This is a genomic window from Pseudomonas sp., from assembly GCF_035497915.1.
Lineage (GTDB): Bacteria > Pseudomonadota > Gammaproteobacteria > Pseudomonadales > Pseudomonadaceae > Serpens.
Genome location: NZ_DATJCS010000048.1, coordinates 81,116 through 93,793 on the forward strand (window position 1 = coordinate 81,116; position 12,678 = coordinate 93,793).

Sequence of the window (12,678 nt, forward strand, 5' to 3'; positions counted from 1 at the left end):
TGCCCCGCCCCCCTCCCCGATAATACCGGCCCTCTTCAACGGCCCACCCAGAGCGATGCCCCTGCAATGACCGAACTCGCCCTGATCATGGTTAGCGCCATCCTGGTCAACAATTTCGTCCTGGTGCAGTTCCTCGGCCTGTGCCCGTTCATGGGCGTGTCCAAGAAGGTGGAAACCGCCATCGGCCTGTCGCTGGCGACCACCTTCGTGCTGACCCTGACCGCCATGTGCGCCTATCTCGTGCAGGAATACCTGCTCGAACCCCTGGGCCTGGAATTCCTGCGCACCATCAGCTTCATCCTGGTGATCGCCGTGGTGGTGCAGTTCACCGAGATGGTGGTGAACAAGACCAGCCCGCTGCTGTACCGCGTGCTGGGCATCTTCCTGCCGCTGATCACCACCAACTGCATCGTGCTGGGTGTGGCGCTGCTGAATGCCAACCGCAGCGAGTTCACCTTCCTCACCGCCACGCTGAACGGCTTCGCCGCCGGCCTGGGCTTCTCGCTGGTGCTGGTGCTGTTCGCCGCGATGCGAGAGCGCATCGCCATCGCCGACGTGCCCAAGGCGTTCCAGGGCCCGGCGATCGGCATGATCACCGCCGGACTGATGTCGCTGGCGTTCATGGGCTTTGCCGGGTTGATCAAGCTATGAGTCTGGTGCTGATTGCCATCGTCGCGCTGCTGATCCTCTGCCTGGTCTGCGGCGCCCTGCTGGGCTACGCGGCGATTCGCTTCAAGGTCGAGGGCGACCCCATCGCCGAGCAGGTCAACGCCCTGCTGCCGCAGACCCAGTGCGGCCAGTGCGGCTATCCGGGCTGCAAGCCCTACGCCGAGGCCATCGCCAACGGCGACAAGATCAACAAGTGCCCGCCCGGCGGCGAGGCGACCATCCAGGCACTGGCCGACCTGCTGGACCTGGAGCCCGAGCCGCTGGACGCCGAAGGCGGCGCGAAGCCGCAGATGGTCGCCTTCATCCGCGAGGCCGAGTGCATCGGCTGCACCAAGTGCATCCAGGCCTGCCCGGTGGATGCCATCGTCGGCGCCGCGCGGCAGATGCACACGGTGATCGCCAGCGAATGCACCGGCTGCGACCTGTGCGTGGAGCCGTGCCCGGTGGATTGCATCGACATGCTTGAAGTGGGCAAGAGCCTGCAGGGCTGGACCTGGGCGCTGCCGCTGGCGCCGGGCCAGCTGATCGCCACCGACCGGGAGCAGGCCGCATGACCGCGATGCACACGACTGTTTGGGACATTCCCGGCGGCATTCATCCGCCGGAGCGCAAGGACCTGTCCAACCGCACGCAGATCCAGCCCGCGCCGCTGCCGGCCCGGCTGATCCTGCCGCTGAGCCAGCATCTCGGCGCGCCGGCCGAGCCCTGCGTGGCGGTCGGCGAGCGCGTGCTCAAGGGGCAGAAGATCGCCGACGCCCAGGGCACGGTCAGCGTGCCGCTGCACGCGCCGACCTCCGGCACGGTGAGCTTCATCGGTCCGCAGCCCTATCCGCATGTCTCCGGCATGAACGCACCGGCCATCGTCATCGACAGCGACGGCCAGGATGAATGGTGCGAGCTGCAGCCGGTCGCCGATTTCCGCAGCCTGGCGCCCGCCGACCTGCTGACGCTGATCCGCGAGGCCGGCATCAACGGCCTGGGCGGCGCCGGCTTCCCCACCGCCGCCAAGCTGGCGGCGCGGCCGCTGGACAAGGTCGGCACGCTGATCATCAACGGCACCGAGTGCGAGCCCTACATCACCGCCGACGACCTGCTGATGCGCGAGCGCGCCGCCGCGCTGGTCGGTGGCGTCGACATCCTCGCCCACCTGCTGCAGCCGCAGACCGTGCTGATCGGCATCGAGGACAACAAGCCCGAGGCCATCGCCGCCGTGCGCGCGGCGCTCGGCGAGCGCCCCTATGTGCTCAAGGTGTTCCCCACCAAGTACCCGTCCGGTGGCGAGAAGCAGCTGATCCAGATCCTCACCGGCCGCGAAGTGCCCAGCGGTGGGCTGCCGGCCGATATCGGCATGCTCTGCCAGAACGTCGGTACCTGCGTGGCCATTCACGACGCCGTTGTGCTCGGCAAGCCGCTGATCTCGCGCATCACCACCCTGACCGGCGAGGCGCTGGAACGGCCGATGAACGTCGAGGCGCTGATCGGCACGCCGGTGAACGAACTGCTGGCCTTTGCCGGCCTCAAGCCGAACAGCCTGGATCGCCTGATCATGGGCGGGCCGATGATGGGCTTCAGCCTGCCGTCCCGGGACGTGCCGGTGATCAAGACCACCAACTGCCTACTGGCCGCCACGGGGAAGGAACTGCCGCCGCCCCCGCCAGCGCTGCCGTGCATCCGCTGTGGCGAATGCGCCGAGGCCTGTCCGGCCAGCCTGCTGCCGCAGCAGCTGCATTTCTTCGCCCTCGGCCAGGACCACGAACAGCTGCGCGCCCAGCACCTGTTCGACTGCATCGAGTGCGGCGCCTGCGCCTATGTGTGCCCGTCGAACATCCCGCTGGTGCAGTATTTCCGCGCTGCCAAGGGCGAGATCCGCGAGCTGGAGCAGAAGCAGCAGAAGGCCGAGCACTCGCGCCAGCGTTTCGAACAACGCCAGGAACGCCTGCGCCGCGCCGAGGAACAGAAGGAAGCCGAACGCAAGGCGCGCGCCGAGAAGGCCGCGCTGGCCAAGGCCGCCAAGGAGGCGGCGCCCGCCGTCGAGGCCACGCCCCAGGCGGTGGAAGCCGGCGAAGCCCTCAAGCGCCTGAAGATCGAGGCCAGCATGGCCCAGGTCGCCCTGAAGAAGGCCGAGAAGCAGCTGGCCCAGCACGATACCGAGGAGCTGCGCCAGCAGGTCGAAACGCTGCGCGCCGCCGCCGAACAGGCCCAGCAGGCACTGGCCGCCGCCCAGCCGGCCACGCCGGCGCCCGCCGCAGCCAAACCGGCCAGCGACGAGGCGCTGAAGAAGGCCAAGATCGAAGCCGCCATGTTGCGCGCGCAGATCCGCAAGCTGGAGAAGCTGGAAGCCCCGGACGACGATCAGCAGGCCGAGCTGGCGCATCTGCGCCAGCAATTGGAAGACGCCGACAAGCTGCTGGCCGCTGCCGAAGCCGCCGCACCCGCACCCGTCCCCGCCGCCAAGCCGACCGGGGACGAAGCCCTGAAGAAGGCCAAGATCGAAGCCGCCATGCTGCGTGCGCAGATCCGCAAGCTGGAGAAGCTGGAAGCTCCGGACGACGATCAGCAGGCCGAACTGGCCCGCCTGCGCCAGCAGCTGGAAGACGCCGACCAGGCCCTGGCCAGCGCCGAGGCCGCCGCGCCAGCGCCGGTGCCGGCGGCCAAGCCGGTCGATGAGGCGCTGAAGAAAGCCAAGATCGAGCTGGCCATGGCCCGCGCCGAACTGAAGAAGGCCGAGAAGGCCGGCGCCGATGAGGCCGAGCTGACCCGCTTGCGCGAGGCACTGGCGAGCGCCGAGCAGGATCTGCACGCGGCCGAGGAAGGCACCGCCAGGCCGGCGCCGGATCTGGTACGGATGGAAAAGCGCCCGGTCGACGACGCCACCCGGCAGCTGAAGACCGAACTGGCCTTCGCCCGCGCCGAGCTGCGCAAGCTGGAACGCACGGAAAACCCGGAACCGGCCGCCCTGGACGCCGCCCGCGCCAAGCTGGCGGAGGCCGAACGCAAGCTGGCGGAGAACACGGCAGAGTGAACCGGCCGCTTTCGGTGGAAAATCGCTGCGCGAGTTTTCCACCCTACGAGCGACGGAACGGTTGACGTAGGGTGGACAGCGCTTTTCCTGTCCACCGAAAGGAGGCCGTTAGGCCTCCCCGGCGGCCAGGACAGCGCCAGCCGCTGGAAGTTGAAACACAGGCTGCCGTCACGCCGACGGCGGCAAGACGTACAGGATTCGGAGCCCACATGGCCCTGCCCCGCATCACCTCGCCCCATGCCATCGGGGCCAACCGCACCCAGCGCGTCATGCTGACGGTGCTGGCCGCCACCCTGCCCGGCTTTGTCATGCTGACTTGGCTGTACGGCGCCGGCACGCTGATCAACCTGCTCTGGGCCGGCGGCCTGGCGCTGGGCGTCGAAGCGCTGCTGCTGAAGCTGCGCCAGCGGCCGGTGCAGTTCTTCCTGCGCGATGGCAGCGCCTTGGTCACCGCCGTGCTGCTGGCCCTGGCGCTGCCGCCCTATTCGCCCTGGTGGCTGACCCTGATCGCCGTGGCCAGCGCCATCGCCTTCGGCAAGCAGCTGTACGGCGGCCTCGGCCAGAATCCGTTCAACCCGGCGATGGTCGGCTACGTGGTGGTGCTGGTGTCCTTTCCGGTACAGATGACCAGCTGGCCGGTGCCCCACGCCGTGGGCCTGCTCGATGGCTTCCAGCACATCTTTGGCCTGGCGCCGCTGGTGGATGGCTGGAGCCAGGCCACCGCCCTGGACGTGCTGAAGACCAACAACAGCCTGACCATCGCCGAGCTGTGGAAACAGCCGGCCTTCGGCCACTACGGCGGCATCGGTTCGGAAGTGGTCAACCTGGCGTTCCTGGCCGGCGGGTTGTTCCTGCTCGGCCGGCGGGTGATCGGCTGGCACGCCCCGGTGGGCATGCTCGGCGCCCTGCTGGTGATGAGCCTGCTGTTCTGGAATGGCTCGGGCTCGGACAGCCACGGCTCGCCGCTGTTCCACCTGCTCTCCGGCGCCACCATGCTCGGCGCCTTCTTCATCGTCACCGACCCGGTGTCCGGCGCCACCAGCACCCGCGGCCGCCTGCTGTTCGGCATTGGCGTCGGCATCCTGGTCTACGTGATTCGCGCCTGGGGCGGCTACCCGGACGGCGTGGCGTTCGCCGTGCTGCTGATGAACCTGGCCGCACCGACCATCGACTACTACACCCGTCCGCGCACCTACGGCCACGCCAAGGCCGAGCGCGGCCTCAAGCTGGGCGAATGAACCGATGAACACTCCGGAAATCCGTCGTTCGATGCTCAGGAACAGCCTGGTCCTCGGCCTGTTCGCCATCGTCACCGTGGGCGTGGTGGCCTTCACCCAGCAGAGCACCGCCGAGCGTATCGCCCAGGCCGAGCGCCAGGCGCGGATCGACGCGCTGGCGCAAATCCTGCCGGCCGGCAGCTACGACAACGACCTGCTCAACAGTCAGCGCGAACTGCAACACGCCCTGCTTGGCCCACGCCCGGTGGCGGCCTGGATCGCCACCCGCGAGGGCCAGCCTTCGGCGGTGATCCTGCAGGCCACCGCACCGGACGGTTACAGCGGCGCCATCCAGTTGCTGATCGGCGTGCATGCCGATGGTCGCCTGAGCGGCGTGCGGGTCATCGGCCACCGCGAGACCCCCGGCCTGGGCGACAGGATCGAGCTGGCCAAGAGCCGCTGGATTCTCGGCTTCGACGGCAAGTCGCTGCAGCAGCCCGGCGACAGCGGCTGGGCGGTGAAGAAGGACGGCGGCCAGTTCGATCAGTTCGCCGGCGCCACCATCACGCCGCGTGCGGTGGTCAAGGCCGTGCATCAGGCCCTGCAATACTTCGATGCCCACCGCGATGAACTCTTCGCGCAGGAGACCGCCCGATGAGCACCAGCTACCGCGACATCACCGTCAACGGCCTGTGGAAGAACAACCCCGGGCTGGTGCAGTTGCTGGGCCTGTGCCCGCTGCTGGGCACCAGCAACTCGGCGGTCAACGCCCTGGGCCTGGGGCTGGCCACCGTGCTGGTGCTGACCTGTTCCAACGCCGCCGTGTCGCTGATCCGCGGCGCGGTGACCCCCGCCGTGCGCCTGCCGGCCTTCGTGATGATCATCGCCGCGCTGACCACCTGCATCGAGCTGCTGATGCAGGCCTTCACCTACGAGCTGTACCAGATCCTCGGCATCTTCATTCCGCTGATCACTACCAACTGCGTGATCCTCGGCCGCGCCGAGGCGTTCGCCGCCAAGAACAGCGTCAGTCGCGCGGCGTATGACGGCCTGGTGATGGGCATTGGCTTTGCCCTGGTCCTGCTGGCCATCGGCCTGGTACGCGAACTGTTCGGCACCGGCGCGGTGTTCGCCAATATGCAGCTGCTGTTCGGCCCGCTGGCCGCCAACTGGCAGATCACCCTGGTGGAGGATTACCAGGGCTTCCTGCTGGCCATCCTGCCGCCGGGCGCCTTCATCGTGCTGGGCCTGCTGATCGCCCTGAAGAACCGCATCGACGAGCAACTGGCCGCACGCGCCAAGGCCCGCGAGCCGGTCGCCGCTCCCGCCCCCAGCCGCCGCGTGCGGGTGACCGGGGTGATCGAGTAGATCGCGGAACCTGTGGGAGCGAATTCGTTCGCGAGCTTTTTGCCAGCCCCTGCATAAAAGCTCGCGGACAAGTCCGCTCCCACAAACAACGCTGACCGCCCTACGCCCGGCCCGCTTCACTATCCGCGCCAGAGAACCATGAACGCCGCCAAACGCCTGGAAATCTTCCGTCGCTTCCACGAAGACAATCCCAACCCCACCACCGAGCTGGCCTACCGCTCGCCGTTCGAGCTGCTGATCGCGGTGATCCTCTCCGCGCAGGCCACCGACGTGGGGGTGAACAAGGCCACCGCCAAACTGTTCCCGGTGGCCAACACGCCGGAAGCCATCCATGCGCTCGGTTACGAAGGCCTGTGCGAGTACATCAAGACCATCGGCCTGTATCCCACCAAGGCGAAGAACGTGCTGGAAACCTGCCGCCTGCTGATCGAGAAGCACGCCAGCCAGGTGCCCGACAACCGCGAGGACCTGGAAGCCCTGCCGGGCGTCGGCCGCAAGACCGCCAACGTGGTGCTCAACACCGCCTTCCGGCAGCACACCATGGCGGTGGATACGCATATCTTCCGGGTCAGCAACCGCACCGGCATCGCGCCGGGCAAGAACGTGCTGGAGGTGGAAAAGAAGCTGCTCAAGGTGGTGCCCAGGGAGTATCTGCTCGACGCCCACCACTGGCTGATCCTGCACGGACGCTACGTGTGCCAGGCGCGCAAGCCGCGCTGTGGCAGTTGCCGCATCGAGGATCTGTGCGAATACAAGCAGAAGACCTCCGACGATTGAGCCTTATAGGCTTGACCCGCTGTTTTCATTGAAAAAATCTTTTTTACCCGCTGGATCGGAGTCGCTATAAGGTGCGCCATCGCACCCCGCCTGGAGTGACTCATGACCGAGAAAGCCGAACTCGAACTGGACGATGACTTCGTTGAGAGCAACGAAGAAGCCGTTGAGCAGGTCGAAGTCGCCAAGACCAACCTCACCAAGCGCCGCATCATCGACAACCTGCTCGAAGAACGCCGCCTGCAGAAGCGTCTGACCGATTACGACTACGACCTCTGATGTGCCGAACAACAAAAAAACCGCCCTCTCGGGCGGTTTTTTGTTTGAGCGGGCCGACAACATTCGCTCGGTGGAAAATCGCTACGCGAGTTTTCCACCCTACGACGGCTCGGCATCGGGCAACTTGTGGGGCCGGGTTTATCCCGGCCGAGGGAAGGGCAGGATCAGACACCACGGTGCGGTGGTGACCGGATCAGGCGATCGCGGCAACCTTCGCCTGGGCGCTTTCCAGGCCCTTGGCAGCGGTATCGCCGCCCATGTTCAGGCCTTCGGCGTGGATGAATTCGACATCGGTGATGCCGATGAAGCCCAGCGCCTGGCGCAGGTAGGGTTCCTGGTGATCCAGCGGGCTGCCGGTGTAGATGCCACCACGGGCGGTCAGCACGTAGGCGCGCTTGCCGGTCAGCAGGCCCTGCGGGCCATTGGCGGTGTACTGGAAGGTCACGCCGGCACGCAGCACATGGTCCAGCCAGGCCTTCAGGGTGCTGGGGATGGCGAAGTTGTACATGGGCGCGGCGAGCACCAGCACATCGGCGTCCTTCAGCTCGGCGACCAGCGCGTCAGAGCGCTGCGCGGCGGCCTGCTCGGCGGCGCTCTGCTGGTCGGCCGGCTTCATCCAGCCGCCGAGCAGGTCCATGTCCAGGTGCGGCAGCGGCTGTTTGGCCAGGTCGCGAACCTGAATGCTGTCGGCCGGGTTGGCCTGCTTCCACTGGGCGACGAAGGCCTGGGTCAGCTGGCGGGAAACCGAACCTTCCTGACGGGCACTGCTTTCGATCACGAGTACGCGGGACATCTTTGACTCCAGAGAGTGTTCGAGGAATGGCGCACACTCTACCCAGAGTCATTTCGATCAAAAAGCGCATAAAGTTGCTGATTTCAATCGAACCAGTTGATTAGTCTGCAACCTCTCTCTAGGCTCGAGCGCACCCCATTTCACCGAGGCAGCCTCCATGAAAGCGCCCCGCGTCACCCTGGATCAATGGCGGACCCTGCAGGCCGTGGTCGACCACGGCGGTTTCGCCCAGGCCGCCGAGGTACTGCACCGTTCGCAGTCCTCGGTCAGCTATACCGTGGCCCGCATGCAGGAGCAGCTGGGCGTGCCGCTGCTGCGCATCGAAGGCCGCAAGGCGGTGCTGACCGAGGCCGGCGCGGTGTTGCTGCGCCGTTCGCGCCAGCTGCTCAAGCAGGCCGGGCAGATCGAGGACCTGGCCCATCAGCTGGAACTGGGCTGGGAGGCCGAGGTCCGCCTGGTGATCGACGCCGCCTTCCCCTCCGGGCGCATCGCCCGGGCGCTGACCGATTTCATGCCCAAGAGCCGCGGCTGCCGGGTACGCCTGCGCGAGGAGGTGCTCTCCGGCGTAGTGGACGTGCTGCGCGAGGGCACCGCCGACCTGGCCATTTCCAGCCTGGAGATCCCCGGCTACCTGGGCACCGAGCTGGGCACCGTGGAGTTCGTGGCCGTGGCACATCCGGAACATCCCCTGCTTCAGCTGCGCCGCGAGCTGACTTCGCAGGATCTGGAGAACCAGCTGCAGATCGTCATTCGCGACTCCGGTCGGGCCCAGCCCATGGACGTCGGCTGGCTCGGCGCCGAGCAGCGCTGGACAGTGAGCAGCATGGCCACTGCCGCGCTGTTCGTGCGTCGCGGCCTGGGCTTCGCCTGGCTGCCGCGCCCGGTGATCGCCCGTGACCTGCACGAGGGGCGGCTCACGGAGCTGCCCCTGCCACAGGGCGGCATTCACCGACCACGCTTTCGCCTGTACGCCAACAAGGACAAGCCGCTGGGCCCGGCGACCCAGATCCTGGTGGAATCCATCATGACCTTCGTGGACGCCGACCCGGACGAGGTCTGCCCGGAGAAGACCGACTGACCCTCTTCGCAGATTTCTCGTCAGCCTCTATGCTCCCCCCATTCCAAACCCCTCAAGGACGTACATCATGCTGAAAAAACTGACCCTGGGCGCCTGCGCCCTGCTGTTCGCCTCGCACCTGCTGGCCGCCGAAAACCCGCGTGTCCTGCTGGCCACCAGCCTGGGCGAGATCGAGATCGAGCTGAACCAGGAGAAGGCGCCGGTCAGCGTGAAGAACTTCCTGGAGTACGTGGACAAGGGCTTCTATGACGGCACCGTATTCCACCGGGTGATCCCGGGCTTCATGATCCAGGGCGGCGGCTTCGACGCGCAGATGCGCCAGAAGCCGACCAGCGCGCCGATCCGCAACGAGGCGGACAACGGCCTGCGCAACGAGCGCGGCACCCTGGCCATGGCCCGCACCCAGGTGCGCGACTCGGCCACCAGCCAGTTCTTCATCAACCACAGCGACAACGAATTCCTCAACCACGGCCCGCGCGACTTCGGCTACGCGGTGTTCGGCAAGGTGGTGCGCGGCATGGGCGTGGTCGACCAGATCGCCCAGGTGCCGACCGGCAACCGTGGCATGCACCAGAACGTGCCCCGTGAAGCGGTGGAGATCATTTCGGCCAAGCGGCTGCAGCAGTAACCGTGGGGCGATCAACGTCGCCCACCAAGGCCTAGGAATCGTAGGAGCGGCTTCAGCCGCGATAGCTCTGCACAGCGCCAATCGCGGCTGAAGCCGCTCTTACGAGATTCTCGGACGGTTACAGGCTCTTTTTGTACGGCAGATACGCCCTGGCCTCCTCCAGATAGGCGGTCACCGCCGCCCGCTCCTCTTCGAGAAACCCCGCCACAGCGGCCCGCAGGCCGGGATGCAGCAGGTAATGCCAGGAGCGTGTCAGCACCGGCTCGAAGCCGCGCAGCAGTTTGTGCTCGCCCTGGGCGCCGGCCTCGAAACGCGCCAGCCGCTGTTCGATGCTCCAGTCGATGCCCTGATACAGGCAGGTCTCGAAATGCAGCCGGTCGAACTCCGCCAGGCAGCCCCAGTAGCGGCCAAATAGGCAGTCATCGCCCTGCAGCGAGAAGGCCATGGCCACCGGCCGCCCGCGCTGCCGCGCCAGCACCACGCGCAGCGCATCGGGCATGCGCTCGGCCAGCAGGCTGAATAAGCTGCGCGGCAGATAGGGGGCCTGGCCACGCACCTGGTAGGTGCGGGCGTAGCAAGCATGCACGAAGTCCCAGTCCGTCTCGCGCATCTGGCGGCCGTCGAGCAATTCGAACTCGATGCCCTGGCCCGCCACCTGGTCGCGCTCCTTGCGCAGTTGCTTGCGCTTGCGGGAACTCAGGGTGTCGAGGAAGTCCTGAAAGTCCCGATAGCCCCGGTTGAACCAGTGGAACTGGCAGCCCAGCCGCTCCAGCCAGCCGGTGCGTCCCGCCAGCAGCACGTCATCCGCCGGCTGGGTGAAATTGATATGCCAGCCGGACTCCCCGTGCTCGGCCAGCTGCACCTCGCCGGCCTCGAGCAGTTGCGCCAGCGCCGTCGGCCCTCCCAGCAGCCGGGTGCCAGGCACCGGAGTGAATGGCACGCCCGTCAGCCGCTTGGGGTAGTAGGCAATACCGGCGCGCCGGCAGGCATCCGCCCAACCCCAGTCGAAGACATATTCGCCGTAGGAGTGCGACTTGCGGTAGCTCGGTGCCGCGGCAACCAGGCGGCCCTGCGCATCGCGCAGAATCAGGTGGGCGGGCAGCCAGCCCGTTCCGGAGCCGACCGCGCCGCTGTCTTCCAGGCTGGTCAGGAAAGCGTGGCGAAGAAACGGCTGCGCGGCGGGCAGCAGGGCATCCCAGTCGCTGGCCGGCAGATCGGCGAGGCGGTCGATGGTCTCGTTCATCGGACAACCCTACGCGGGCAGGGCTGCAGAGGGAAGTGGCCCCCACAGCCCGTAGGGTGGAAAACTCGCGCAGCGATTTTCCACCCGGTGAAACGCGCCGCTACGCCCGGTAGACAAGGCTTCGCCGTTGTCTACCCTACGGCCTTTTCGTGCAGGGCCCAGCCCTGGCCTTAACAAAAAAGCCCATGCACGAAGGCATGGGCTTTGTGTTCCGGCCTTGCGCCGGAGGGTGCCGCGTTAGCGCACGCCGGACTGGCGCAGGGCCGCCGGGGTGAACTCGCTTTCGGTGGCCGTGAAGCCGAACTCGTAGGCGCGCTTTTCCTCGTTCTTCATGCCCAGCGCCAGATAGCGACCGGACTGCAGGTCATAGCAGGCTTCCAGGGTGTACCAGGGCACCTGGTTGTCGTAGTAGTACTGGGCATGGGCTTCGGAGACACGCCACAGGTTGCCGCGACCGTCGTACTGGTCGATGACCGAGGCCTGCCAGGTGTCTTCGTCGATGTAGAAGTCACGCTTGGCGTAGATGTGGCGTTCGCCCGACTTGAGGGTGGCTTCCACGTGCCAGACACGGTGCAGCTCGTAGCGGGTCAGATCCTGATTGATGTGACCAGCCTTGAGGATGTCCGAGTACTTGAGGTTCGGGGAGTCCAGGCGGTAGCTGTTGTACGGGATGTACAGCTCCTTCTTGCCGACCAGTTTCCAGTCGTAGCGATCCGGGGCGCCGTTGTACATGTCCAGCTGGTCGGAGGTACGCATGCCGTCGGCAGCGGTACCCGGGCCGTCGTAGGACACCTGCGGGGCGCGGCGCACGCGGCGCTGACCGGCGTTGTACAGCCAGGCCAGGCGCGGTTCCTTCACCTGGTCGAGGGTCTCGTGCACCAGCAGCACGTTGCCGGCCAGACGCGCCGGGGCGGTCACGCGCTGCTTGAAGTAGAACAGCACGTTGCTCGGCTTGCTCGGGTCGTAATCCTTGAGGGAATCGCGGAAGGCGAATTCCTCATGGAAGTACACCAGGTTGTAGGAGCCGTTCACCTGCGGCGTGGCCTGGGTGATCATGCGGCGCACGCTGCCACCGCGATAGCGGGTGATGTGGTTCCAGATGACTTCCAGGCCGTTCTTCGGGATCGGGAAGGCGTTGGCGACGCGGAAGTCCTCCAGGCCGTTACCGCCGGCCAGCAGCTTGGTGCGGGTGGCGTTCTGGCGGGTGGCCTGAAGCACCGATTCCGGCACGGTGGCGGTTCGGTGGGTGGTGAACACCGGCATCCGGAAGGTATCCGGGTAGCGCTTGAACATCGCCAGCTGGCCGGGGGTCAGCTTGTCCTTGTACTGCTCGACGTTCTTCGCGGTGATGGTGAACAGCGGCCGTTCGGCGGCGAAGGGATCGGCCAGGAAGCCACGGTTGTCGACGGCACCGGCGTTCTTCGGCAGGCCGCCGGTCCAGGCCGGAATGGTGCCGGCGGCGTTGCCGGCCTTTTCAGCGCCCATTGGCGTCAGGGTGGTGCCCAGCTTGGCGGCCTCGGACTCCGACACGGCAGCCATCACGCTGCCGGACAGGAGGGAGAGCGCCAATACGCCGGTCTGCATCAGGTTTCTTGTTTTCATATGCG

At 66.8% G+C, this 12,678-nt stretch carries 13 protein-coding genes; 10 read left to right on the top strand and 3 right to left on the bottom strand.

Annotation, left to right across the window (positions count from 1 at the left end):
• Nucleotides 1–66 precede the first annotated feature (66 nt).
• The 8 genes from rsxA (at nucleotide 67) to VL129_RS14525 (ending at nucleotide 7,329) form a co-directional block, all read left to right on the top strand.
• On the top strand, nucleotides 67–651 hold the full coding sequence (gene rsxA / locus VL129_RS14490; RefSeq protein WP_325413894.1) for an electron transport complex subunit RsxA: 585 nt from the start codon (nucleotides 67–69) through the stop codon (nucleotides 649–651).
• The gene (rsxB, locus tag VL129_RS14495) at nucleotides 648–1,223 is read left to right on the top strand and encodes an electron transport complex subunit RsxB (protein WP_325413896.1); all 576 of its coding nucleotides are present in this window, start codon (nucleotides 648–650) and stop codon (nucleotides 1,221–1,223) included. Before rsxA ends, rsxB begins: the two co-directional genes overlap by 4 nt.
• Entirely contained in the window at nucleotides 1,220–3,691 is a 2,472-nt protein-coding gene (rsxC, locus tag VL129_RS14500) for an electron transport complex subunit RsxC (RefSeq protein ID WP_325413898.1), read from the top strand. The genes rsxB and rsxC overlap by 4 nt, the downstream gene beginning before the upstream one ends.
• Nucleotides 3,692–3,900: 209 nt before the next feature.
• The gene (locus VL129_RS14505) at nucleotides 3,901–4,929 is read left to right on the top strand and encodes an RnfABCDGE type electron transport complex subunit D (RefSeq protein WP_325413900.1); all 1,029 of its coding nucleotides are present in this window, start codon (nucleotides 3,901–3,903) and stop codon (nucleotides 4,927–4,929) included.
• Between the two features lie 4 nt (nucleotides 4,930–4,933).
• On the top strand, nucleotides 4,934–5,566 hold the full coding sequence (gene rsxG, locus VL129_RS14510; protein ID WP_325413901.1) for an electron transport complex subunit RsxG: 633 nt from the start codon (nucleotides 4,934–4,936) through the stop codon (nucleotides 5,564–5,566).
• Nucleotides 5,563–6,276, top strand: a complete 714-nt coding sequence (locus tag VL129_RS14515; protein WP_325413902.1) for an electron transport complex subunit E — start codon at nucleotides 5,563–5,565, stop codon at nucleotides 6,274–6,276. The genes rsxG and VL129_RS14515 overlap by 4 nt, the downstream gene beginning before the upstream one ends.
• Before the next feature lie 138 nt (nucleotides 6,277–6,414).
• Nucleotides 6,415–7,053 carry an endonuclease III gene (gene nth, locus VL129_RS14520; RefSeq protein WP_325413903.1) on the top strand — a complete coding sequence of 213 codons (639 nt, stop codon included), beginning with the start codon at nucleotides 6,415–6,417 and terminating at the stop codon, nucleotides 7,051–7,053.
• 102 nt (nucleotides 7,054–7,155) lie between these two features.
• On the top strand, nucleotides 7,156–7,329 hold the full coding sequence (locus VL129_RS14525) for a PA3496 family putative envelope integrity protein (RefSeq protein ID WP_325413905.1): 174 nt from the start codon (nucleotides 7,156–7,158) through the stop codon (nucleotides 7,327–7,329).
• A 193-nt stretch (nucleotides 7,330–7,522) separates the two neighbouring features.
• Here the strand turns inward: VL129_RS14525 and VL129_RS14530 are convergent, their stop codons facing one another.
• Nucleotides 7,523–8,122 carry an FMN-dependent NADH-azoreductase gene (locus VL129_RS14530; protein WP_325413907.1) on the bottom strand — a complete coding sequence of 200 codons (600 nt, stop codon included), beginning with the start codon at nucleotides 8,120–8,122 and terminating at the stop codon, nucleotides 7,523–7,525.
• 157 nt (nucleotides 8,123–8,279) lie between these two features.
• Here VL129_RS14530 and VL129_RS14535 point away from each other — a divergent pair, with 157 nt between their 5' ends.
• Nucleotides 8,280–9,200: a LysR family transcriptional regulator gene (locus VL129_RS14535; RefSeq protein WP_325413909.1), complete on the top strand. Its 921-nt coding sequence runs from the start codon at nucleotides 8,280–8,282 to the stop codon at nucleotides 9,198–9,200.
• A gap of 67 nt (nucleotides 9,201–9,267) precedes the next feature.
• Nucleotides 9,268–9,828 (top strand): peptidylprolyl isomerase, encoded by a 561-nt coding sequence (locus VL129_RS14540; protein WP_325413911.1) that lies wholly within the window; start codon nucleotides 9,268–9,270, stop codon nucleotides 9,826–9,828.
• A gap of 118 nt (nucleotides 9,829–9,946) precedes the next feature.
• Here VL129_RS14540 and VL129_RS14545 read toward each other — a convergent pair whose 3' ends face one another.
• Nucleotides 9,947–11,071: a GNAT family N-acetyltransferase gene (locus VL129_RS14545; protein WP_325413913.1), complete on the bottom strand. Its 1,125-nt coding sequence runs from the start codon at nucleotides 11,069–11,071 to the stop codon at nucleotides 9,947–9,949.
• A gap of 237 nt (nucleotides 11,072–11,308) precedes the next feature.
• Nucleotides 11,309–12,673 carry a DUF1329 domain-containing protein gene (locus VL129_RS14550; protein ID WP_325413914.1) on the bottom strand — a complete coding sequence of 455 codons (1,365 nt, stop codon included), beginning with the start codon at nucleotides 12,671–12,673 and terminating at the stop codon, nucleotides 11,309–11,311.
• Between the last annotated feature and the right edge of the window lie 5 nt (nucleotides 12,674–12,678).